At 26.4% G+C, this 23,395-nt stretch carries 22 protein-coding genes; 5 read left to right on the top strand and 17 right to left on the bottom strand.

Annotation, left to right across the window (positions count from 1 at the left end):
• Positions 1-267 precede the first annotated feature (267 nt).
• The 8 genes from Q0Y03_RS12200 to Q0Y03_RS12165 all read right to left on the bottom strand — a co-directional run bounded on the left by Q0Y03_RS12200 (position 268) and on the right by Q0Y03_RS12165 (position 7,499).
• Positions 268-1,614: an MATE family efflux transporter gene (locus tag Q0Y03_RS12200; protein WP_297714087.1), complete on the bottom strand. Its 1,347-nt coding sequence runs from the start codon at positions 1,612-1,614 to the stop codon at positions 268-270.
• Positions 1,615-1,757: 143 nt separating this feature from the next.
• On the bottom strand, positions 1,758-3,200 hold the full coding sequence (locus Q0Y03_RS12195) for a PLP-dependent aminotransferase family protein (protein ID WP_297714086.1): 1,443 nt from the start codon (positions 3,198-3,200) through the stop codon (positions 1,758-1,760).
• A 13-nt stretch (positions 3,201-3,213) separates the two neighbouring features.
• Positions 3,214-4,113, bottom strand: coding sequence for a D-alanine--D-alanine ligase (locus Q0Y03_RS12190; RefSeq protein ID WP_297714085.1), 900 nt, complete (start codon positions 4,111-4,113; stop codon positions 3,214-3,216).
• A 204-nt stretch (positions 4,114-4,317) separates the two neighbouring features.
• Positions 4,318-4,602, bottom strand: coding sequence for a hypothetical protein (locus tag Q0Y03_RS12185; protein WP_297714084.1), 285 nt, complete (start codon positions 4,600-4,602; stop codon positions 4,318-4,320).
• A 417-nt stretch (positions 4,603-5,019) separates the two neighbouring features.
• A complete protein-coding gene (locus tag Q0Y03_RS12180) occupies positions 5,020-5,415 on the bottom strand; it encodes a hypothetical protein (RefSeq protein ID WP_297714083.1) in 396 nt (131 codons plus the stop codon).
• A gap of 79 nt (positions 5,416-5,494) precedes the next feature.
• Complete coding sequence (locus tag Q0Y03_RS12175) at positions 5,495-5,677, bottom strand: hypothetical protein (protein ID WP_297714082.1); 183 nt, start codon at positions 5,675-5,677, stop codon at positions 5,495-5,497.
• 111 nt (positions 5,678-5,788) lie between these two features.
• Complete coding sequence (locus Q0Y03_RS12170) at positions 5,789-6,268, bottom strand: hypothetical protein (RefSeq protein WP_297714081.1); 480 nt, start codon at positions 6,266-6,268, stop codon at positions 5,789-5,791.
• 94 nt (positions 6,269-6,362) lie between these two features.
• Complete coding sequence (locus tag Q0Y03_RS12165) at positions 6,363-7,499, bottom strand: NAD/NADP octopine/nopaline dehydrogenase family protein (RefSeq protein WP_297714080.1); 1,137 nt, start codon at positions 7,497-7,499, stop codon at positions 6,363-6,365.
• A gap of 356 nt (positions 7,500-7,855) precedes the next feature.
• Here Q0Y03_RS12165 and Q0Y03_RS12160 point away from each other — a divergent pair, with 356 nt between their 5' ends.
• On the top strand, positions 7,856-8,770 hold the full coding sequence (locus tag Q0Y03_RS12160; protein WP_297714079.1) for an ATP-binding cassette domain-containing protein: 915 nt from the start codon (positions 7,856-7,858) through the stop codon (positions 8,768-8,770).
• On the top strand, positions 8,770-10,041 hold the full coding sequence (locus Q0Y03_RS12155; protein WP_297714078.1) for an ABC transporter permease: 1,272 nt from the start codon (positions 8,770-8,772) through the stop codon (positions 10,039-10,041). The genes Q0Y03_RS12160 and Q0Y03_RS12155 overlap by 1 nt, the downstream gene beginning before the upstream one ends.
• A gap of 43 nt (positions 10,042-10,084) precedes the next feature.
• Here the strand turns inward: Q0Y03_RS12155 and srtB are convergent, their stop codons facing one another.
• The 4 genes from srtB to Q0Y03_RS12135 form a co-directional block, all read right to left on the bottom strand.
• Positions 10,085-10,792: a class B sortase gene (srtB, locus tag Q0Y03_RS12150; RefSeq protein WP_297714077.1), complete on the bottom strand. Its 708-nt coding sequence runs from the start codon at positions 10,790-10,792 to the stop codon at positions 10,085-10,087.
• A complete protein-coding gene (locus Q0Y03_RS12145; protein ID WP_297714076.1) occupies positions 10,785-11,954 on the bottom strand; it encodes a YibE/F family protein in 1,170 nt (389 codons plus the stop codon). Before Q0Y03_RS12145 ends, srtB begins: the two co-directional genes overlap by 8 nt.
• Before the next feature lie 74 nt (positions 11,955-12,028).
• The gene (locus Q0Y03_RS12140) at positions 12,029-14,233 is read right to left on the bottom strand and encodes a metallophosphoesterase family protein (protein WP_297714075.1); all 2,205 of its coding nucleotides are present in this window, start codon (positions 14,231-14,233) and stop codon (positions 12,029-12,031) included.
• 189 nt (positions 14,234-14,422) lie between these two features.
• Positions 14,423-15,205: an endonuclease/exonuclease/phosphatase family protein gene (locus Q0Y03_RS12135; RefSeq protein WP_297714074.1), complete on the bottom strand. Its 783-nt coding sequence runs from the start codon at positions 15,203-15,205 to the stop codon at positions 14,423-14,425.
• Positions 15,206-15,404: 199 nt separating this feature from the next.
• On the opposite strand from Q0Y03_RS12135, the gene Q0Y03_RS12130 reads away from it, so the two are divergent.
• Positions 15,405-16,244 (top strand): hypothetical protein, encoded by an 840-nt coding sequence (locus Q0Y03_RS12130; RefSeq protein ID WP_297714073.1) that lies wholly within the window; start codon positions 15,405-15,407, stop codon positions 16,242-16,244.
• A gap of 98 nt (positions 16,245-16,342) precedes the next feature.
• Here Q0Y03_RS12130 and Q0Y03_RS12125 read toward each other — a convergent pair whose 3' ends face one another.
• From Q0Y03_RS12125 to Q0Y03_RS12115, 3 genes are all read right to left on the bottom strand, one after another.
• Positions 16,343-16,498 (bottom strand): zinc-ribbon domain-containing protein, encoded by a 156-nt coding sequence (locus Q0Y03_RS12125; protein WP_133015847.1) that lies wholly within the window; start codon positions 16,496-16,498, stop codon positions 16,343-16,345.
• Between the two features lie 142 nt (positions 16,499-16,640).
• The gene (locus tag Q0Y03_RS12120; RefSeq protein WP_297714072.1) at positions 16,641-17,804 is read right to left on the bottom strand and encodes an AI-2E family transporter; all 1,164 of its coding nucleotides are present in this window, start codon (positions 17,802-17,804) and stop codon (positions 16,641-16,643) included.
• 170 nt (positions 17,805-17,974) lie between these two features.
• On the bottom strand, positions 17,975-19,294 hold the full coding sequence (locus Q0Y03_RS12115; RefSeq protein WP_297714071.1) for an amino acid permease: 1,320 nt from the start codon (positions 19,292-19,294) through the stop codon (positions 17,975-17,977).
• A gap of 208 nt (positions 19,295-19,502) precedes the next feature.
• On the opposite strand from Q0Y03_RS12115, the gene Q0Y03_RS12110 reads away from it, so the two are divergent.
• Complete coding sequence (locus tag Q0Y03_RS12110) at positions 19,503-21,029, top strand: hypothetical protein (protein WP_297714070.1); 1,527 nt, start codon at positions 19,503-19,505, stop codon at positions 21,027-21,029.
• A 55-nt stretch (positions 21,030-21,084) separates the two neighbouring features.
• Here the strand turns inward: Q0Y03_RS12110 and Q0Y03_RS12105 are convergent, their stop codons facing one another.
• Together Q0Y03_RS12105 and Q0Y03_RS12100 are read right to left on the bottom strand one after the other, a co-directional pair.
• Positions 21,085-21,960: a radical SAM/SPASM domain-containing protein gene (locus Q0Y03_RS12105; RefSeq protein WP_297714069.1), complete on the bottom strand. Its 876-nt coding sequence runs from the start codon at positions 21,958-21,960 to the stop codon at positions 21,085-21,087.
• A 53-nt stretch (positions 21,961-22,013) separates the two neighbouring features.
• Complete coding sequence (locus Q0Y03_RS12100; protein WP_297714068.1) at positions 22,014-22,544, bottom strand: thioredoxin family protein; 531 nt, start codon at positions 22,542-22,544, stop codon at positions 22,014-22,016.
• 201 nt (positions 22,545-22,745) lie between these two features.
• Between Q0Y03_RS12100 and Q0Y03_RS12095 the strand changes: the two genes are divergently transcribed.
• Positions 22,746-23,126 carry a VOC family protein gene (locus Q0Y03_RS12095; protein WP_297714067.1) on the top strand — a complete coding sequence of 127 codons (381 nt, stop codon included), beginning with the start codon at positions 22,746-22,748 and terminating at the stop codon, positions 23,124-23,126.
• The last annotated feature ends 269 nt before the right edge of the window (positions 23,127-23,395 follow it).

Below are 23,395 nucleotides of genomic sequence, written 5' to 3'. Positions count from 1 at the left end.
TTTATTTTTGCCTCCGATACCGAAGGTCTTTTTGTCATATCCAATTTTTAAATTTTAGTTGATATTACAACGTTATTTTTTAATTATTATTAAAAATTAGCCATAGGCTATTTTTTCATACGAAACTTTACACTATCTTTATTACTTAGCTAAGTATTACATCTATTAGATGTATATCTCAAGTAATATGTTCACTTTTCATAAAAAAATTAAAAGATGATATAAAACAATCTAAAATCATTTTATATCATCTTTTATTAACTAATTTCAAACTCTAATATTTCCATGCCTTAATAAACTTTTTATTCTTTTAAAATAAGTAATTCCTAATGGAATTACAGCTGCAAGCCAAGCAATTGGGTCCGCTAAACATATTCCCATAAACTCTAACTGACTTGGTAAAGTAAACGCAACTATAGCTCTTGCTACAAGTTCATATGCTCCGGCCATCATTGGAACAAATGAATCACCTATCCCTTGAAGTGCATTTCTATATATAAATATTAATCCTAAAGGTATAAAGAATATAGCTGATATATCAAGTACTTGTTGTGCATATCTTAATATTTCAGCATCAGGATTACTTATAAACATCATAACAAAGTATTTCCCAAGGAATATTAAAACTGCTCCTGCAATAATACTTGTAATAATTGAAATTTTAGTACATTCCTTAACCCCTTCTTTTATACGTCCATACTCTTTAGCCCCCAGATTTTGTCCACAATATGTAGCCATAGTAACACCAAAAGTGATTGCTGGTTGCATAACAAGCTGTAATGCCTTTGATGCTGCTGTATATGAAGCAATAACTATAGAACCAAATACATTTAAAGCACCTTGAACAGTCATTATTCCTATAGCTGTTATTGAAAATTGAAGTGCCATTGGAATCCCTATCTTTAAATGTTTATGGTAATATCTTTTTTTAACATTAAAATCTTCTTTTTTAAGTCTTAAAATAATAAACTTCTTATAAGTATAAATTAAACAAAGTATGGCAGACACACCTTGCGAAATAATAGTTGCATATGCAGCACCTGCTACTCCCATTTTAAAGTTAATTATAAACACTAAATCTAAAATAACATTTAAAACTGAAGATACTATTAAAAAGTATAATGGTGTTTTACTATCACCTAAAGCTCTTAATATACTTGCTATTAAATTATATGCAACTGTTGCTACAACTCCCCCATAAATTATTTTTATATATGTATGAGCATCAGCCATAATATTTTCAGGAGTATTCATTAAATTTAATAAAGGCTTTGCTCCTATCAAACTTACTAATGTAACTACAATTACTGAAATAACTGTTAAAGTTACTGCACTAGCAACAGCCTTACGGAGGCCCTCTTCATCTTTTGCACCAAATTTTTGCGATACTAAAACTGCAAATCCACTAGTTAATCCTGTGGCAAATCCATTAACTAAAAATACCATAGATCCTGTTGCACCAACTGCTGCTAAAGCATCAACACCTACAAATCTACCAACTATTATAGTATCTACCATACTGTAAAATTGTTGAAATACATTTCCTATTAATAAAGGTATTGAAAATAGTAATATTAACTTAACAGGATTTCCTTTAGTCATATCATTAGTCATATTATTTTTCATCTCATCATCCCCTCCTAACATATTATTTCACAATTACATAGGATATCATCTTTATAATACTTTTGCAAAACAAATTTTAAGAGATAAGAATATTTTTTTCTTACCTCTTAAAATTCCTTTATATTTAACTATTATTTAAATTTTTCAATTACTTTACCTATAATTCTGATACCATTTTCTATCTCTTCAAGAGATAATCTAGAAAGTCCTAACCTTAAACACTCTTTACAACTATCATCTACCGAAAATATATCTCCTGGTGTAAATATAACATTTTTCCTATAACACTCCTCTAAAAGTTTCCTTGAATCTATACCTTCTATTTTAATATAAATATGAAGTCCACCTTCTCCCCATATAAATGTTGGTTTAATATATTCATTAATACATTTTATAGCAAACTCATATTTTTCCTTATATACTTTTCTAACCTTTTTTATTTGTCTGTCAAAAGCCCCAGAACGCAAATATTCATAAAGTATTCCTTGATCTAAAAATGATGTATGAATATTTTTACACCTTTTTACACTTTCTAATATATCTATAACATTTTTATCTGCAAGAATCCATCCAACTCGGATGCCTGGAAATAATATTTTAGAAAAACTCCCTATATAAATAACTCCACTTCCGCCATTATCAAGAGCAGCTATTGGAGATACATGAGTACTATTATATAAAAGCTCTTCATTAAATCCATCCTCAATTATAGGTACATTATACTTTTTAAATAAATTATAAACAGAATATCTTCTTTCACCTTTCATTACAATTCCAGTTGGATTATGATATGAAGGAATTAAATATCCAAACTTTATATTATTACTTTTTAACTTATCTTCTAATTCGTTAATATCTATTCCCTGTTCTGTCATAGAAACTCCCACTACTTCCACTCCATGAACCTTCATAATCTTAATGGTTGTATTATGAGTTGGATTTTCACAAATAATTTTATCGCCTTTATTTGCATATGCAGTAAGAAGCATCTCCAATCCCTCTGTAAATCCATTAGTAATTATAATATCTTTACCTCTGGTATCTACACCCTTTGTATTCATATATTTTAAAAGATATTCAATAAGAGGTTTATAGCCTTTTGCATATCCATAATTTAAAATTTTATGTCCTTCTACCGAAATTCTATTTAAAAATGATTTTTTAAACTCTTCCATATCAAACAATTCGCCATCTGGTGATATACTTTTGAAAGATATTAAATTCTTTTCCCAAGGAATTTCACTTTTTACAATATCTAATTTTTTTGCAAGCTTTCCATAATTATTTGCTTTTTCACTCCAAGAAACCTTCCATCCATACTCATTTATTGACTTAATCTCCGAAACAAAAGTTCCTCTTCCCTTTACAGTATATAAAATTCCTTTCTCTTCGAGATTTTCATATGCAGTTATTACAGAATTTCTACTTACACCAAGTAATTTAGAAAGCTCCCTTGTAGCAGGGAGCTTTCCATTTGATACAAGAAGATTACTGTCAATCATACTCTTTATATAATTTTCTATTTGTAAATATAACGGTTCTTCATCATTAAAATCTATTTTAGAAAATATCATTTTCTCACAACTCCTAAACTAGTGAACACTCTATTATTTTATCTAATAGCTCACTAAATTCTAATCCTCTTACCTTTGCACTTTTAGGAATAAGACTTTGTTTTGTCATTCCTGGAAGTGTATTTACTTCTAGTAAATAAGGTACTCCATCTCTTACTATCATATCAATTCGTACATAACTATTGCAACCTAAAATACGCCAAACTTCTTTTGATATATTATTAATTTTTTCTTGTAACTTTTCTTCTAATAGAACTAATTCTTCTTCCGCTCCATTTTCACTATACTTAGAAGCATAATCAAAGAATTCACTATTTTTTGACTTAATCTTAACTGTAGGAAAAACTTCTCCATTTAACACAAAAGATGTTATTTCTTCTCCATTTATATATTCTTCTATTATTATTTCATTATCATATTTTAATCCTTCTCTTACTGCCATTTCCACTTCATCTTCTCTTCTAACTAAAAATGTAGCAACACTTGAACCACCATTATTAGGTTTAATAAATACAGGATATTGTAATTCTTTTATTTTTTTATAATCTATTTCTTCAACTGATTTTACTATTAACCACTTTGCTGTATTAACACCTACAGTTTTTACTATTCTCTTAGTTAACCCCTTATTCTTACATATAGCACTTGGTAATACTCTACATCCACTATAAGGTATTCCCATAGTTTCAAGTAAACCTTGAATAGTTCCATCTTCTCCAAATTTTCCATGCAAAGCTAAAAATGCAAAATCTATTCCTTTTACTTTTTCAATTACTTCACTTTTAGAATCTATTATTATAGGAATTATCTCTTCATATTTATCTTTATTTAAATTTAATAAAACTTGCTCACCTGACTGTAAGCTTATTTCTCTTTCTGATGATATTCCACCAATTATTACTCCAACTTTCATTATTATCACTCCCACTTTTTCGATCTTTATTTTATTTTATGAATATACTAAAAAATAAAAAAGCACCACCAGAAAGGTATTTTTCCTTAACTGTGGTACTACTATTTGTATCATTCATACTTAATTTTTAAGCTTTATACTACTATTCTAATTTATTAATAGCTATTCTTACAATATAGCTTTTCTCTCTTAAAATAGTAAATTTTAATCCACATTTGAATTATTTTCTAAAGGTAGTGCACTAATATCCACTTTATCCTTATCATTGTTATTTATCTTATTATTTTCTATTACATCTGATAAATCAATATAAGAATTACTTTCTATAATACTAAATTCATCTTCTATTAATTCATCATTAGAAAAATCATCATTAATTTTCAAATGATCTAAATCTCTACTTATTCCAAGTATATTATCATTCATCCTATTACTTGATAAATTTTCATAATTTTTAAGTTCTAGTTTATCTAATATATCTTTTTTCATAATATCACCTCATAAAAAAACTATATTAAGTATTATTCCTATTTATTTAACTTTTAATTATTTAATTTTTCTTTACAACATAATTCATAACTTTCTTTGATAGAATATACTATATATTTACTTTTTCTTAATTTTATTATATAAAGATGTTATAAGAACTTATAGTCTTTCTATGTTTCCTAATGAAGATATTTATAGAATAAGTGTTAAAAAAGTAAACTTAAATTCAGATTTTATCTTTGTGGACCACCTCCATTTATGAAAGCTATGGAAAATATTTTAGTTGATCTTGGTGTAGATAACTCTAAAATAAATTACAAACTTTTTAGTAATTAATATATTATAATTCTATACAACTTTAAATCTAAAACTATTACAAAATAAAAGCTAAAACCTAACATAGCTAGGTTTTAGCTTTTATTGATAGTGCAATTTAATTTCACCCATATTCTTTTCGTAGCACATTTTACAAAGTACTATTAATTCTTCATCATTATTAATTTCTTTAGTATAGACCTCTAAATTAGTAATATTTCCACATTCTTCACATTTATATTTTGCCTTTTCTAAGGCTTTATGTCTTTTTAAATTCCAATCTTCTTTATTATTACTGGTTTCTTTATAATCATTTTTATTATTTCTGAATATAAAAATATTATTTTCATCAACAAAAACACTTTTTACCTTACTTGCAATACATTTATTCAAGGAAATTCTCTCAACACTCTTTTTCTTTTTATACTCCATACTTATTTTTATTACTATAATTTTTATTAAATATATTCCTAATACTAAATATATTAAATTAAACATAAATATCACCCTTTTTATCATTAACTACTTTTTCTAAATTTATGCATTTTTCTAACAATAAAAAGGATTAATATGAAAATTAATTTAGATTAGGAAAATTAAATATATCTGTAATTCCACTTTTTTGCTTCGGTTCATTTTCATGTCTTAGTTTCTTCTCTTCTTCTTCACAAAAAATTACACCATCTATTAAACCATTGCTATAATCTTTTTTAATCTTTTTATCAATCATGATTTTCATCCTTTCTTTTTTAATCTTCATATAAATTATTATCCTCCCCAATATTAAAATTATTTATTAATATAATAAAATAAGCTTCTACATAACAGACTTTATAATCTATCATGTAGAAGCTTAACTTTATAATATCAATTAAAACTGACGAATTATCTTTTGAGCATAGACAATTCCTACTCGTCTTTTTAACTTATCATTTAATGCAAGTTCAATACTTGTATTATCATTTAATTCAAAAGTATAAACTGATAACTCTTTAATATTACTATTATAATACACTTTTTTTTCCTTACTCTTAATACTGCTTTTAGTATTTTCATATGCTTTTCTAACATCACTTACTGAAATTACCTTAGCTACCTTTCTTCTGCTTTCATTATATATTTTACTTATAGTTATAGTATCATTGAATATTTCATATTCATACTCAATATATACTAAAAAACTTAAAATAAATAATCCTAAAGCTATGACTCCCATAACTATTGAAGCTAATAGTGATACTGTTAAAAAAAATGCTAAAAAAACTACAAATACCATAGATAGACTTTTCAAAATATTACTCAAAGTTTTGCTTTTATCACACTCAATAAATTGCTCTAATACCTCTTCCATTTTTTACATTCCTCCCAAATCCCCTTATTCTTATATTATAACAAAATTTATGTTAATTTAATATATAAAGTTTAACTGTATTTAATATAAGCTTCTATAACCCTTTATAATAGTTTATTAATTCCTCTTTATTTTTAATACCTCTATTTTGAGGAATAGTTAACTCTGAAACATCCTTTCCATTTAGTTTACCATTAACTAAATATTCTTTTCCTAGGAAGTTCTGACCCCAAGTGGCAATCTTATTTATCTCTGGTGTTTCTATATTTAATAATTCTGCAAAAGCTTTTAAAATACATAATCCAAATTGAATATCTTCAATAAAGTATCTAGATTTTTTATCTGGAATATAACCATTTTCTACTTGTACCATAGGTGAATCAATTCCTATAAATCCTGGTGCAGTATTTATTTTTTTACTTAATTCCTCCGGTGTTTCTATATTATATCTTATCTTTATTTTTTCAATATCTTTTGGATCAAAATCATTATTTACATTAAATCCATTAAATATTAACTCTAATTCTTCATCTAACTTTAATAACTCTGTTGATGCCATAGTCCCCCACTCTTCATAAAATAAAGGATTTCTATCATATACTATTTCACCTTCAACATAATCATGGAATAATTCATATAATCTTGAAGGATGCATTGTAGGATTTGATGGTGATAAAGTTATTGCTAAGTAGCTACTTAATGGAATACATGGAATATCAATAAAATTAGTCATGCATTCTGCTACCTTTTCTGAATTCTCGCTTGGAATTACTCTAATTTTCATAAATGGATTCTTTTGTTTTAATATTACTGACTCTCCGTACTTTTCTAATCTTATTATAGAAGGTACTCTTTGAGTTCCAAAGAATATACATCCCTTCTCTAATAATGGATCTATTAAATATTCCTTACCTCCGAATCCTGGAATAGCACCTACTACAGTTCCTTTCTTCAAAAATGGAAGTATTGTATTAATAGTTTTTTCCATCATAAATGAAGGATATGTTATTAATACATAATCTGCATTTCCTACTGCCTCTTCATAACTTGATGTAATACAGTGAATCTTTACATCATGACTTATATTTTTTTCTTCTTCCACTAATAAGATAGTCTCTTTAAAACTTTCTGGCTTTGAAGTGTGTAGCCACACCTTATTTTCATCTTTCATTGATATATATGCAGCTAAATATGTTCCTATATTTCCTGCCCCTATGATACAAATATTCATATTACTCCTCCTAATTTCATTAAAATGTTCATTTTATATTTTAACATTTTTCTATTTTATATTTATATCTGCTTTATAAACTTTTATATTATTATGTAATTACAACTTATTTATAATATATAAGAATTATAATTTCAACTAAATTAATATAATCTACTCAAAAAAATTATATTCCATTATAAATATCTAAATACTATTTTACTTGACTATATAATTTGTTAAAATTTTCTTAATAAGATATTGCGCACCTATGATTTTTGATTTATAATAAGTTATAAATTACTTCTTAATATTTTTATTATTAACCTTTATAAGGTTAATTTATTCTATTTATTTAAATAAGGGGGACTATATCTATGAAATTAGAAATAAAAAATCTACGAAAAAGTTTCTCCGGGAATGAAGTTTTACATGGAATTTCATTTTCAGTAGAAAGTGGCAAAGCACTAGGATTACTTGGACGAAATGGAGCAGGTAAAACAACAACTATTAGAATATTAATGGATGTTTTTAAAGGTGATTCAGGTGAAATATTATTTGATGGTAAACCTTTCATACCTCGCAATCATCAAATAGGTTACTTACCTGAAGAAAGAGGTTTATATCCAAAGAAAAAAGTTATAGAACAAATAGTATATCTTGCAACTTTAAGAGGAATTAGTAAAAAAGAAGCTAAAGAAAATACACAAAAATGGTTAACTAGATTAGGAATTGCTGAATATGAGAATAGAAAGCTTGATACATTATCTAAAGGAAATCAACAAAAAGTTCAATTGGCTCAAACCTTAGTTTGCAATCCAAACATAGTTATATTAGATGAGCCATTTAGTGGACTTGATCCTGTTAATGCTCAAATACTTAAAGATGTAGTTAAAGAATTAATTGATGATAATAAAATTGTTATTTTCTCTAGTCATCAAATGAGTTATGTGGAAGAGTTTTGTGAAGATATAGCAATAATAAATAAAGGTAATATTGCTTTAAGCGGAAATTTAAAAGATATAAAAAAAGAATACGGAAAAAATAGGCTTATTTTAAGTGCTAATAATTACTCATTAAATGAATTAAAAGCTATTTGCGAAAAGAATTTTTCTGACTTGGTTAGTATTTATGATATAAAAAAGGATTTTTTAATATTAGAACTTTGTAAAAACTGTAGCAAAAATTCCTTTTTAAAAAGTATTATTGATTATGATATCGACATCGAAAAATTCTCAGTATATGAACCTTCACTAACAGATATTTTTGTATTAAAGGCAGGTGATGAATAATGAAACAATTTTTTAATGTATTAAGTTTTGAATTGAGTAATTATTTTAAAAATAAAGGCTATCTAATTACTACCATACTTATTTCAATATTATTAATCGTAGGATTATCCCTACCTTCGTTTTTTGATATGTCTAAACTTATACCTCAGCTATCAAGTAACAATTCCGAAATTACTGAAAATAGTGAAAATGAGGATGAAAGTAAAGATAAAACTAGCTATATTATAATGGATACTAATAATATTATTAGTGATAAGAGTATTCTTGAAACTGCATTTCCAAACTCGACTTGGACTATAGTAAATAGTAAAACCGAAGCTGAAAATCTTATAAAATCTGGAGATGCTAAAGCGGGATTTATTGTTGAAAGTTTAAATAAATATTCATACTTAGTTGATAATTCCGGTTTCACTGATACTAATCAAATGATTTTTGAAAACATATTATCTACATTAAATCAAATTGAGTATGCACAAAATAATAATTTAAATATTGATGAATTACAATCAGTTATTAATATCCCATTTGAATCAGAAATAAGTATATTAGGAAAAGATAGTGCAAGTAATTTCTTCTATGTTTATATATTTGTTTTTGCAATGTATATGATGATATTACTATATGGTCAGTTAATTGCTGTTTCAGTTACTTCTGAAAAAAGTAATAGAGCAATTGAAGTTCTTGTAACAAGTGCTAATAGTAATAGTCTTATATTTGGTAAAGTCATAGGTGCTGCATTAGCAAGTTTCTTACAAGTTGCTATAATATTAGGATCTAGCATGATAACTTATACCTTAAATAGTAAGGCTTGGAATGATCTTTTAGATGGAGTATTTAAAGTTCCTAGTAATATATTACTAACCTTTATTATCTTCGGTAGCATTGGTTACTTATTTTACTCATTTATATTTGGCGCTCTTGGTGCTTTAGTTTCAAAAACAGAGGATATTAGTTCTAGTATAGGACCTGTAACTATGATTTTTGTTGTTGTATTCTTTATAAGCATGTTTGGGCTAACTAATAGTGATAGTCTTTTAATAAAAATTGCTTCATTTATACCTTTTAGTTCTTCCATGACTATGCTTATAAGAGTTGCACTTGGTACTGTATCTAATATAGAAGTAATTATTTCATTTATTATTTTATTATTATCTACTATTTTAACAGCTCTTGGTGCTGCTAAAATTTATAGATTAGGTACTTTAATGTATGGAAATCCTATTAAATTAAAAAACGCATTAAAATGGTTTAAAAAAGAAAAAACCTCATAATATTGATTAATAAATTTAAAGAGGGCTAAAGCTTTAGCCCTCCTTACTCTATTAATGAAGCACAAACTATGGTTCTAGCTTCATCAAATTCATAACTACAAGTATATAATGTAATTATATTTGAAATATCGCCCTTAGAAATATCTTTCTTATAGATAGATTTATTTTTTAAGTTATTAATATACTCGTCAAATTCATCATTGCTAACAAATTTATTTTTTAGATTCACCTGACTACTACTCTCTATAAATACAGAAAATACTTCATAAAAATATTCTTTACCATCTTTAATTATCTTTATTTTTCCATTATCAAAAAAGTCTTTTTCCTTAAATCTATTTATATCAGCAAACATACTACCATTTCTCATATTATGTCCATATAAAATCAAATTCTTATCATTAGAAATATCATTATTATAGTCAATAAAAATAGTGCCTGCAATATCTTTTTCTCTATAAAAATTATTTTCTAGATAGAATTCATTATCTTTACTTTGAACTACTGGATAGTCTATTTCAGTATTAGGTATATTAATCCAAAACTTATATTCTGAATTAATATCCTTTAATTTTTCATCTCTCAAGATTATATTACCATTAACTTCTGCAATATTAATTATATCTTTAATTTCTTGATATGTTTTATTTGATCTATAATATTTATAATTTTTATCTATTATTGTTGTAAGGCATATGATAACTATAATAAATAATAATATATTTATTATAGTTTTGATTTTTTTAGTCATAACATATCTCACTACTAACACTCTTTTTTCTTTCAAAAGTTAATAAATAAACCGAAATAATAGATACTAATGGAACCGATAATATTATAGCAATACTTCCTGAAACTCCCTGCATTATCTCAATACCAATTTCATACATATTTATAATTTGATTATATCGTAATGCATAGGCATAATTTAAAATCAATGTATTTATTGATCCACCAGTAAAAGCTAATATTAATGTATTAGACATAGTTCCCATCATATCTCTTCCTACATTTATTCCTGATTTAAAAAGTTCCTTTTTACCTATATTATTATTATGAATATATATCTCATTAATAGTAGATGCTATAGACATACTTACATCCATGACAGCTCCTAATGATGCAATAAGTATGGCAGCAAATAATATACCTCCAACTTTCAAATTTGTATTACTTGCTATAAATACTAACTCTTCAACTTCTGAAACATTATAACCTGATATCTTTGCAATATGACCAAATCCAGATGCACATATTCCAGCAATTATTACTCCTATTATAGTACCTAGCATTGCAGCAACTGATTTTTTACTTATTCCATCAATTAGATATAATGAAACTATTGTTATTAATATTATTACAACTACAGCTGATAAAAACGGAGAATATCCCTTGTATAACATAGGCAGAAATAAATAAATTATACATATAAACGTAAATATTAATCCTATTGCTGATTTGAAACCTTTTTTGCCTCCAATAACCCAAATCATAAATAAAAAACATCCTACAAACATATAAATAATATTAGCTCTATCATAGCTATAAACTGATGCTGAAGCACTTTCTTCATATTCACTTATACTTGCTATAACTTTCATTCCTACTGTACAATCTGCACCATATAAATATCCTGCAAAACTTGTAGCATCTAATACATTTCCCTTTAACTTTCCACTTAATATCTTCAACTTAACCTTTTGATATCCAATTCTTGAGCCGTCTTCTTGAAGATTATCTTCTATTATTTCCATAACAACAGCCTTTTCATAACTCGTTCCAGCACGATTAATTAGCTCTACCTTTTCAATGTTATTAAAAAAATATAAAAATATAAAAAATAATATAATAATAACTCCTACTATAATCTTTCCTTTTATATTTCTTATATTTTTTAATAAACTTGTCAACATAATATTCCTCCAGTTTAATTAAAGTTTATCTCAAAACAGCACAAATTTCATTTTGAGATAAACTTACTTTTAGCTTATTTTACTATTTCTTTCTTCTTCTTAAAATTTAATGCTACTATTCCAACTGCTGCCAGTGATAGAATGCCATAAACAAATATATTAGAACTATCACCAGTATTTACACCTCTATTTGGCTTACTTGTTGAAATTGAATTATTGCTTGTACTTCCATTACCATTACTTCCGTTATTAGTAATTCCACCTAAAGCTTCTTCTTTAACTACAACTGTGTTTTTAAATCTATTAACTGCTTCTTTTAGCTTTGAAACTGCCTCATCTACAATTATTTGGCTAGAATCATCAGAAGAACATACTTCCTTTGCAATATTAATTGCTACTAATAATTCATTTTTAGCTTCTTGTTGATATTGTCCAGCTTCATTTCCAACTACTGAATTATTTAATAATTCTTCAGCTGCTGTAATTTCAACATTTAACTCTGTAGTATCTCCCTTTAATACAAGTTGATCCATAGCTACTTTTAAATTTCCATAAACTTCTGAAACTAATTCTTCATTAAGATTTGTATCTTCAGCTATTTTTTGAGCACTTAAAAGTGTATCTTCAAATGCAACCCAAGTTGATGATGTATATTTTTCTTTATCTGCAAGTTTAGCTTCTGCTTCTTCAATCTTTTCTAATAAATTTCCATATTCAACGGATTTAACAATAGTAATCGTATCATCAATTTTTTCCATAGTATCTGTTCTATATGTGCTAATTGATAAACTTACATTATCAACACTTATAGCTGAGAATGTAGGTACATCCTCTTGCCATCTGCTTGCAATATAAGCTTGTTGTCTTGGTACATTATTATAGTACTTACTACCTGATGCAGAGTTTGCAGTTATATATAATATCCCCTCTGGATTATATATGTTTTCACCTTTAACAATTAAATCTGATTGTATTGCATTTTTATCTTCAATGCTTTCTAAGTAATTTAAGTATTTTTCATCTTCAACTAATTCAGTATAATCACTTTCAAATTCTATATCAAAAAACTCTTCATATTCGTCCCCAGTTAAAAATGTACTTTCATCTTTTACTCCACCTTTTAATATCTTAGATCTAGCATAAGTATGATCGTGTCCTGTCAAAACAACATCAATATCATTTTCCTCAAAAATCGGAACTAATTTATACCTTAATTCTACAATCTCAGGTTCATTAGAATGTTCCCCTGAACCATAAATATCTTGGTGTAAAGTTACTACTTTCCAAGTCACATCCCCAGCTTCAGCTATAGCTTGTTCTATGAATTGCTTATGTTCTTGTGCATTTGTATTATTAGTATTTAACATAATAAATAATGTGTTTCCATATGTGTAATGATAGTTACCACCAGCTACTGTAGAACCTAAAGTACTTGTATTAGGATTGTTAAAATGATAAGAATAATTTCCACTAATAGCATCATGATTTCCTATTGTAGTCGCAACTGGTAATGACTTTAATGCATCTGGACTTAAATATCCAGCATATTCAATTTCATTGTCAGTATAAGCAAGAGCTTGTTCCATATTAGCTTTTTTATCTCTTATTGAAATTTGGTCTCCTGCTGAAATCATAAAACTTGCATTTGGCACTAATGATAATGCTTTTTCTATAGTATTATTCCAATTGAAACTATCATTTCTTACAGATCTCTCTTGTCCTATTGCTTCAGTTTCACCAGTTGCCGTATTTTTAAGTGACGAACCTATTTGTGGATCTCCTGCTAAGAAAAAAGTAAAATTACTAGTCGATTGTGTATTAATCTCAACAGGTTCACTCCAATTTTCATTAGTCCCATAAGTATAATAATATGTAGTATTTTCTTCTAACCCACTTATAGTTACTTTATTTGATACATACTCTACGTTAGTTTCTTTATTAGTAACAGCTCTACTTTGTTCTCCAATAAATTCAACAGAGTTACTCATATCTAAATTTTTGCTTATTCTTACTTTAGGTGAAGTTTCTTCTTTATTAGAATACCAAGCAAAGTTTAATTCTGTTTCGTTTTTTCCTGGTGTAATTGATAATTGAGTCCAATCATTTTTAAGTGTTTCCCATTTTTCACACCAAGCTTCCCAAGCTCCCCCTTGTGCTGCTTCTGTATACGGTGCTTCTGTCCATCCATCATTTTCTGCTGCAAATACAGTATAGCTTGTAGTAGTCATCATAATTGCTACTATTAAAGCCGCCATTACCTTTTTAGTTCTTTTTATCATTTCAAAATTCCCCCTTGTAATTACTTACAAATCGAATTATATATCATTTTTATACTTAAATGTTTTTTTTAACATTTATTAACTTATAATGCTCTATATTTTACTTACTTTAAAATTAATTAATATTTATTTAACCTTTCTAGCAAAATAAAAAAAGATAACTAAAAATACTTCTAGCTATCCTTTAGGCTATTTATTTTTCATTTTAATATCTGCAATTAATGGATAATGGTCTGATGGGTATTTTCCATTTATATTATCTTTAACTATATCAACATCAACAATTTCTAAATCCTCACTAACAAAAATATAATCAATGTGTAATCCTTTTTCTTTACCTTTAAAACTACTCATAGTTGATTTACTATACAATTCTTTTTTTACTTCTTGTACCGCTATAAATCTATCAGTACTATACTCACCAGCTGCAAATTTTTTAATAATTTTACTATTTGGTGTTGCATTAAAATCACCCATTATAATTATAGGTAATTTTTCTTCTTTACGATTTTTTTCAACAAATTGTCCTAACTTCTTTAATCCAAAATCTCTAGCTTGAGGCAAAAAGCAATCAAGATGAGTATTATATATTCTCACCTTTTCTCCACTTTTTAATTCTACTACAGCAGTTGTACAAATTCTTGGATATAAAGAATACCAAAGTTGGCTCCCTACCTTATCTGGATTTTTAGATAACCAAAATGTTTTATTTTTTAATATATTATGACTTTCTTTAATAAACAAATTATTTCTCTCTGAAAAAAACTTCTTACTTCTTGCACTTCCTATAATATTATAGTTCTTTATATTTGAAGTTATATCCTCATACATTTTATTATTTACTTCTTGAACTCCTATAATATCACATTCATACTTATCTATTATCTCATAAACTATATGTTTTCTATCATCCCATCTATTTTTAAAATCTAAAATAAAATCACTTCTTAAATTGAAAGACATTACTCTCATAACTTCTCTCTCCTTGCCTTACATTTTCACTAAACTTATTATACTCCTTTTTATTTCAATTAAAACTATTAACTTTTTATTAATTACTTGTGAAATTATTTACATATTGTATAATAATAACTATAATGTACTATCTTTTACTACTTTTTACTTTATATATATTAAAATTTCATAAATATTGCAATTAACGGAGGATTTTATGGAAAAAAATTTAAACAAAGGTACTATTATTTTACTATCTATATGTCTTGTATCCTTATTATCAGGAATTTTCCTTGGAACACAATTAGCTATACTTATATTCTTAATATTAATTTTAATCTACTTAATAGTAACAAAAAAACATTATATTAAAGTATTTAAGGGTATGAAATCATATAAATTAGACGACTATAAAACCGCATTAGAATATTACAGAGATGCTGCTATGTCTCCTTGGGCAAATACACCTATAATAACAAATTACTTGATTTGTGAATTAAAATACGGTAAACCCTCATTAGCAAAAGAATATATAAATGAAAATCTAAAAATTAAAAATATTAAACCACATGACTTTATAAATTTAGAAGTTACAAAGGCAATTGTTACTTGGAAAACTAGTTCTAAAGAAGAAGCTATATCTTCTTTAAAAACGTTATTATCTAATAATAAAAATACCTATATATATGAAACACTAACTTCATTTTTATTATGCTCTAATAAATTTGATGAAGCAAAGGATTATATTAATGAAGCTATGGAATTTAATCCTGATAATAATATAATTAAATCTAACTATGCAGAGATATGCTATAAACTTGAAAAGTTTGATGAAGCAAATAAACACTTTAATAATTTAATTGATAAAAATGTTCGTTTTATTGAGCCTTACTACTATACAGCTTTAATAGAAAGTAAAAATGGAAACTTTGAAAAATCAATAGAATTATTAAGAAAAGCTCAAGGATTAAATGAATCATTAGTAAGTCTAATCAAACAATCTGATGTTGAGCAAGCACTTAATTGTATCATGGTAAAATCATTAAATTCTATATAACAAAAAAATCTGGGACCTTTATAATTATATATTCCCAGATCTTTTTATTAAAAGGACTATAGAATAACTCTATAGCCCTTAAGAAACATACTTTATAATTATCTTCTATTATTTTGTTGTTTCTTAGCTTTTCTACAAGCTGGACATCTTGTTGGTTCATTTTCAAATCCTTTTTCCTTGTAGAATTCTTGTTCTCCTTCTGTGAAAACAAATTCACTTCCACAGTCTCTGCATGTTAATGTTTTGTCTGCCATTTAAAATTCCTCCATACTATGAAAGGTCTAAACAAAAATAACAACAAAATAATAAATTATTAGTTACTGTTTGTATACCTTCCGTGTCTTTACATTATTATATTATAGACACTTTTAAAATTAATATACATAATTAGTAATATTATTTATATTTTTCTGTCTCTATAGGTAATCCCTTTTTTCTTAGTTTTTCTTCAATTATTTCTTTAATTATAGAATAGAATATTGCAAATAAAGGAACTCCTATTACCATTCCCACAAATCCCATAAATTTAGCTGCAACTAATAGTGAGAACAATATCCAAAATGCAGATATTCCAATTGAATCTCCTAGTATCTTAGGTCCAATTATATTTCCATCAATTTGCTGAATTACAATTATAATTATAATAAACCATAATGCTTGTATTGGAGATACAAATAATATAATTATTGCTGCTGGTATCCCCCCTATAAATGGTCCAAAAAACGGAATAATGTTAGTAACACCAACTATTACTGAGATTAATAATACATATGGCATTTTAAATATAGTTAATATAAAAAATGTTAATACTCCTATTATAAAGGAATCTAAAATTTTACCACCAATAAATCTACTAAAAGTCATGTTGCTTTGAGTTGCTAATCTTAAAATAAATTTAGCTTTTTCTTCTGAACATAATGCATATACAATCTTTTTTCCTAATGCCATAAACTTTTCTTTATCTATTAATATATAGATAGACACTATTATTCCTATTATTATATTTAATATACTAGATGTTGCACCTACCACAAAATTACCAATAACAGGAACAAGATTGCTTATTATTGTTATAATATATGTAACTGCTTCACCAAATTTATCAGTAATTAAATTAATATATTCTGGTTGTAAATTTAAATTATCAAATATATTATTGGTAAATCTCGTTAATTCATTTAAATATTCAGGTATATTATTTACTAATCCTACAATACTCTCTACTAATTGTGGTAATACAAATTGTATAAATAAATATGTAATTATACTTGCCGTAATATAGGTTAATAATAGTCCTACTCCTCTTTTGCCTGACTTTTTTAACTTCTTAAAAAAATCATATGATAAAACCTTATCCTCATAAAATTTTAAAATAAAGTTTAATAAATATGCTAGTGTTCCTCCTATAATAAACGGTTGTAATGTTTTAATAAAATCGTTAATACTTGCTTTTATTGAACTTATATGAGAAACTCCTAAATATAAAAGTATACTTCCACAAATAACCAAAAACGCATACATTGCTATTGTTGCATATTTATTATTCCAATTTATTTTCATCTTTTGTCCTCCAAGTATAAAATAGTATCTCTATTTTAACATATTTTATAATGAAAAGTTATTAAGTTTTTTAAAATTAACTTAAATTTATAAAAAAGTCAGTAATTCAAACAGCATTCTACTAAGTAGCCATTCCATAGTTCGAATAATTACTGACTTTTTAATTAAATTTATTCTAACTTATTTTTGTGATGATTATATATATATACTGGTATACCTGCTAACATTAATATGAATCCCCACATAACAATTTCTGCACCTGAACCATATATAGTCCAAATAACATATATAAATGCTAATAATGGTAGTATTGATTTTTTAATAAATATCTTAAAGTTAAATTCACTTTCTCCTTTAAAAGCAAGCATCATTTCTGCTGATACACTTAATAAATATACTGGTAAATACGAAAGTGTTGCAAGTATTGTTATAAATGTAAATGTATCAACCATACCTTTTTGAAAGTTCATAACTAATAATATATTCACTAATGCTGAACTAAAAATTAATGAATTTATAGGTGTTCCAGTCTTATTACTTACCTTACCAAAGAACTTTGGAAAAACTCCATCAACTCCGGCTGCATAACCAACTCTAGCTGTAGATAAAAGCCATCCAATTATTGTTCCTAAAATACAAACAACAACAGCAACTGTTAATATCTTACCTACTCCATTTCCTAATGCATTAGTCAGTATATCTGTAAGTGGAGCTGAACTTTGTGAAAGTTCTGAATTATTCATAGCACCCATACTACCTATACTTATTAATAGATATATTATTGCTGATATTATAATTCCATAAATTGTACTTTTTCTTACATTTTTTTCAGCATTCTTTAATTCTCCAGCTGTTACTGTTGCACTTTCCAATCCCACAAATGCCCAAAGTGTTGAAGTTGCTGCTAATGGAACTGTACTAAGTCCCTTTCCTTCTGGATACATTGGTAATATATTAGTTGTATCAAAATTTAAAAATGCAATTATTATAAATAATGCAAAAAATCCAATCTTAAATACCGTAACAAAAGCTTGAATCTTACCAGCCTTTTTTACACCAGCTACATTAACTAAAGTAAAAATCCATAAAATTGCGCTTGAAAATACTAATGATATTATTGAATTATTCAATACAGGGATAACTGCTGATGCATAACTAGTAATAGCAACTATTATTGCTGCATTTCCAATCCATGATCCATTCCAATAAAGCCAAGCACTTAAAAAACCAGTAAAATCTCCAAAGGCCTCCTTTGTATATTGGTAAGCTCCTCCTGTTGAAGGATATTTTGTTCCAAGATTTGCAAATGATATTGCAATTAATACGGATCCAATTGTAGTTAAAATCCATGCAATTATAGTAGCACCTGGCCCTGAAACCTGTGCTAATGTTGATGGTAACATAAATACTCCAGAACCAATCATATTACCACAAACAAGCATTGTAGCCATAAAAAGACTAATTTCTTTTTTTAAACTTTTGTTTTCCATTTTTCCTCCTTATCGTAAGGTATAAAATATCACTTCTTATTATAATTTTATATTTTCGACATTTTTCCATACAAGTAATTTAAACAATTTTTTTAATAAATGTCAACCAGATTTATATTTTAAATGTAACTTACAATTTTATCTTTTCATATATTGTATATGAGATTTAAATTTTATAAAAACCAAATGATAAAGGAGAATTTATATTATGTATTCTTTTAAAAATACTACCCAAACAAATGGATTTGATTGTAATGATTTAAATAATGCCCGTCAAAATAATTATGCTTGGTCAATTGGTCAACTAGATCAATATATCTATGTTGGTACTGGAAGAAATGTTGCTTATAATATACTCAATAGTATTTCACCAGAGATTATTACTCCAATTTCAATAACTCCAACAGTAGTTAATAATTCACCTGAAATTTGGAGATATAAAAGGAATGATTCCCTTATCTGGGAAAAGGTTTATTCAGTTCCAAATTATATTCAAATATCTGGCATTAGATTTATAATTTCTCATAAGCCCTTCAATGGAAACGACTGCCTATATGCTGCTAGCTACGGTGAAAATTTAAAGATATTTAAATCTAGCAATGGAATAAATTGGTTTCCTCTTTCTGATAGAATTCTTAAAGGGACTTCATCTCGTGCAATGATAAGTCATAAAGGGAAATTATACATTGCCACTATTGATGAAAAAAATCCTACTTCAATTCCTAACTTGTATAGTAGTACAGATCCAGAATTTTATCCTTGGGAACCTATAATAGACACTGAAAATCCTTTATATGATAAATCTAAAAACCCTAATGGCTCTATAAGTGAAATGACAGTTTTTAATGATAAAATTTATGTTTCTACTAATAATCCTGATGGAGTTCAAGTCTGGAGAACAAATGGTTCTATACCTAAACTAAATGATTGGACTCTTATTGTGGATAATGGATTTGGAGATGCTACAAATCAATACACTCTAAGTATGGGAATTTATAAAAATTATCTTTACGTAAGTGCTACTAAGAAACTTCCCATAGCTTGGGCTATACCAATGGGATGTGACATTATAAGAATTGATACTAATGACAATTGGCAATTAGTTATAGGTGGTAAAGCTATAATCCCTTCATCTCCCTCTAAAGGAACAAGAAGCAATAGCTTATCTGGCTTAAATTCTGGCTTTAGTAATCCTTTTAATGTACATGCATGGCAAATTAAAGAATATCACGGGAAACTATTAATAAGCACTTTTGATAATTCAATCAATATGGAAGTTATATTAGAAACCCTAATTACAAATAGAACTGAAATAGAAAATAAAATTGGTACTGTAACAACCAATTCACTTATTAAAATATATCAATCTATAGTTTCTCAATTAAACTCCATAGGCTATCCATTTGGATTCGATCTTTATGAATCTAGTGATGGAATTAACTTTACCCCTATATTTCTAAATGGCTTAGTTAGCAGATATAATTATGGTGGCAGAACTCTATTTGTTGATTCTTCTAATATTCTTTATATTGGTACAGCTAATCCATTTCAAGGTTGCGAAGTTTGGAAAGTTAGATTTAAATCTGATCATACTCACTGTTACTCAAGGCGAAAAAACTACAGATGTCTACTGTCCATCCAAAAAGAAATTAATGATAACTTTGAATTATTAAATAATTATATACCAACATTATTAAAGTTTATTCCTAAAGAAACCTATCATAACTTTTTTTAGTCTATATAAAACACCTAATAAGGATATTAGTCTTATTAGGTGTTTTTGCTAATTATTACTTTTTAAATCTAGTGGCATAGCCACACTTTTTACATAAACTTTCAACTGCTATTCTTCTTGAAAAACCATTATATATATTAGTTGCTCTCTCAGCAGTTAATATCTCCTTTAATGGTCTCTCAAAAACATTTCCTAAAGATAAATTCCCTTCACTATCTAAACAACATGGTACAACAGTACCATCTACTAAAATTCCTATTTGATTCCTAAGTCCATGGCAAAAAACATTTTCTCCCAAACTATCAATTTTTATATCTGGCCATTGAAATTTTTCTGCCATATTTAAATATACTTTATCTTTTAATTTAATCCTATTACTTTCCTGTAGTTTTTCTGATAATGAAAAATCAAGCTTCAACTTATCTTCAAGCATTTTTAAAATATCTTTGTTTAAGTTATTTTCTCCCTTTAAATCATCATTATCCATATTCCATAATCGTATTGCACAAATTATATTACTATTTTGTCTAGCCTTTATTATAAAATCAGTAACATTATCCAAGTATTCTTCTAACTCTACAGTTTTCTTATTTGCTTCAAAACTATGAAGGGAAATATTTACTTGTCTTAATGCCTTTGCCTTAATAAGCTTATCTCCAACCTTACTTAATAAAGTTCCATTAGTCGTTAAATTAACATGAAACCCTTTATTGCTACTTTCCTCCAAAAAATATTCTATATTTTCATTTAATAAAGGCTCCCCCATTAAATGAAAATATATATGTTCTGTGAAGGGCTTTACTTCATCTAAAATATAAATAAACTCTTCTTTATTCATAAATTTATATTTTCTTTTAGTTTTTGGACAAAAGTTACAACTTAAATTACAAACATTAGTAATCTCTATATAGACTTTTTTAAACTTTCTCATTTGTTAATCTTCTCCTTATATAAAAACATAGAAGAAACCTCCTACATCTAACCTTACTTATCTAACCTTTCAAATGATATATATTCATATTTTTTACCAGTAATAAACTTAATTAAGTCTAACTGAATTAAATCATTATATTTTCCATTTCTCATTTCATCAATTATTTTCTGTGTATCTTCCTTTGGACTATTTATTAAAATATCTTTTACCCCTTTAGGAAACTCTACAAACTTTCTAACTACATTATTATTACTATCCATAACCATAATAGCTGGTAGCTTCATTTCTCCAGATAACTTATTTAATAACTCCTCATTATCCTTTTTTAATAAAAAATTCACTTTAATATGTTCATTAAATTGAGAAAGTTTTATTAAAAATGGTATTATTGTTGCTGAATCCTTACATTTGGTTGATGTTATTACTAATATTTTAATATCTTGTTTTAAGCTTATTATATCTCTTAATCCTTTTTCTAAAATTTGACCTTGATCATATAACTCATTAATAAATATTATTTCTTCATCATTAGCATTATTTAAATATTCCTCATAATCCATCAGTTCAACATCCGTTAACATACTTACTCCCCTAAATAAATTTAAAATATATTTACTATAAATAGACTATATATATTCATATTTAACTATATATCTATTAATATTATCATAATTAATTGATTATTTCTACTAACCTTAATAATCAAAAGTTAATACTTGTAATAAACTTCCTATATTGATATAATTAATAAAATAAATTTTATATAATTTAGGAGGTATATTATGTCTGTTAAAATGTTACATACTTGTATCAGAGTTATGGATTTAGAAAAATCATTAGAATTCTATCAAAATGCTTTAGGTTTAATTGAAACTAGAAGAAAAGAGTTTCCTGAACATAAATTCACGTTAGTTTATTTATCAGATAAAGAAGGTGGTTATGAATTAGAATTAACTTATAACTACAATCCTGAAAAACCTTATGATCTTGGAAATGGTTTTAGCCACATAGCTATAGGTCATCCTGACATTGAATCTTTAAGAGACAAGCATATATCACTTGGTTACGAAGTAACTGATTTAAAAGGACTACCTGGTGAAAAACCTCGTTACTACTTCGTTACAGATCCAGATGGCTACAAAGTTGAAGTAATCAGATCATAATTGAATAATATTGTTCGTCACGTGGAGCCGAAAAATTAATGATATAACCTCCAGGAATTATGTAATTTGCGTTAATAATTTATATTGTTTTTTCCAGAAAAAGAGCTAAAGCTTCGAAAGTCATTTCGTTCCCTCAGCTTCTTAACGCTCTTTTTCTTCCAAAAACAATTAAATTCTAAAACTTAATTACAATATTCCTTCCGGTAATATCATTAATATTTTCTCTTCCACTTGATGAACCGCAATACCACCTTAAAAGTTAATGATTT

This window comes from Clostridium sp. (assembly GCF_026168755.1).
GTDB lineage: Bacteria > Bacillota > Clostridia > Clostridiales > Clostridiaceae > Clostridium.
This window is presented reverse-complemented; position numbering and strand designations above follow the sequence as displayed.

Excerpts from the sequence above, each read along its gene's own strand:
- Q0Y03_RS12190 (WP_297714085.1), bottom strand. The coding sequence starts at position 4,113 with ATGAAAGTTGGAGTAATAATTGGTGGAATATCATCAGAAAGAGAAATA.
- Q0Y03_RS12120 (WP_297714072.1), bottom strand. The coding sequence starts at position 17,804 with ATGAAAATAAATTGGAATAATAAATATGCAACAATAGCAATGTATGCG.
- Q0Y03_RS12130 (WP_297714073.1), top strand. The coding sequence starts at position 15,405 with ATGGAAAAAAATTTAAACAAAGGTACTATTATTTTACTATCTATATGT.
- srtB (WP_297714077.1), bottom strand. The coding sequence starts at position 10,792 with ATGACTAAAAAAATCAAAACTATAATAAATATATTATTATTTATTATA.
- Q0Y03_RS12145 (WP_297714076.1), bottom strand. The coding sequence starts at position 11,954 with ATGTTGACAAGTTTATTAAAAAATATAAGAAATATAAAAGGAAAGATT.
- Q0Y03_RS12170 (WP_297714081.1), bottom strand. The coding sequence starts at position 6,268 with ATGGAAGAGGTATTAGAGCAATTTATTGAGTGTGATAAAAGCAAAACT.
- Q0Y03_RS12200 (WP_297714087.1), bottom strand. The coding sequence starts at position 1,614 with ATGACTAATGATATGACTAAAGGAAATCCTGTTAAGTTAATATTACTA.
- Q0Y03_RS12185 (WP_297714084.1), bottom strand. The coding sequence starts at position 4,602 with ATGAAAAAAGATATATTAGATAAACTAGAACTTAAAAATTATGAAAAT.
- Q0Y03_RS12165 (WP_297714080.1), bottom strand. The coding sequence starts at position 7,499 with ATGAATATTTGTATCATAGGGGCAGGAAATATAGGAACATATTTAGCT.
- Q0Y03_RS12110 (WP_297714070.1), top strand. The coding sequence starts at position 19,503 with ATGTATTCTTTTAAAAATACTACCCAAACAAATGGATTTGATTGTAAT.
- Q0Y03_RS12115 (WP_297714071.1), bottom strand. The coding sequence starts at position 19,294 with ATGGAAAACAAAAGTTTAAAAAAAGAAATTAGTCTTTTTATGGCTACA.
- Q0Y03_RS12135 (WP_297714074.1), bottom strand. The coding sequence starts at position 15,205 with ATGAGAGTAATGTCTTTCAATTTAAGAAGTGATTTTATTTTAGATTTT.
- Q0Y03_RS12175 (WP_297714082.1), bottom strand. The coding sequence starts at position 5,677 with ATGAAGATTAAAAAAGAAAGGATGAAAATCATGATTGATAAAAAGATT.
- Q0Y03_RS12160 (WP_297714079.1), top strand. The coding sequence starts at position 7,856 with ATGAAATTAGAAATAAAAAATCTACGAAAAAGTTTCTCCGGGAATGAA.
- Q0Y03_RS12100 (WP_297714068.1), bottom strand. The coding sequence starts at position 22,544 with ATGTTAACGGATGTTGAACTGATGGATTATGAGGAATATTTAAATAAT.
- Q0Y03_RS12095 (WP_297714067.1), top strand. The coding sequence starts at position 22,746 with ATGTCTGTTAAAATGTTACATACTTGTATCAGAGTTATGGATTTAGAA.
- Q0Y03_RS12125 (WP_133015847.1), bottom strand. The coding sequence starts at position 16,498 with ATGGCAGACAAAACATTAACATGCAGAGACTGTGGAAGTGAATTTGTT.
- Q0Y03_RS12180 (WP_297714083.1), bottom strand. The coding sequence starts at position 5,415 with ATGTTTAATTTAATATATTTAGTATTAGGAATATATTTAATAAAAATT.
- Q0Y03_RS12140 (WP_297714075.1), bottom strand. The coding sequence starts at position 14,233 with ATGATAAAAAGAACTAAAAAGGTAATGGCGGCTTTAATAGTAGCAATT.
- Q0Y03_RS12105 (WP_297714069.1), bottom strand. The coding sequence starts at position 21,960 with ATGAGAAAGTTTAAAAAAGTCTATATAGAGATTACTAATGTTTGTAAT.
- Q0Y03_RS12195 (WP_297714086.1), bottom strand. The coding sequence starts at position 3,200 with ATGATATTTTCTAAAATAGATTTTAATGATGAAGAACCGTTATATTTA.
- Q0Y03_RS12155 (WP_297714078.1), top strand. The coding sequence starts at position 8,770 with ATGAAACAATTTTTTAATGTATTAAGTTTTGAATTGAGTAATTATTTT.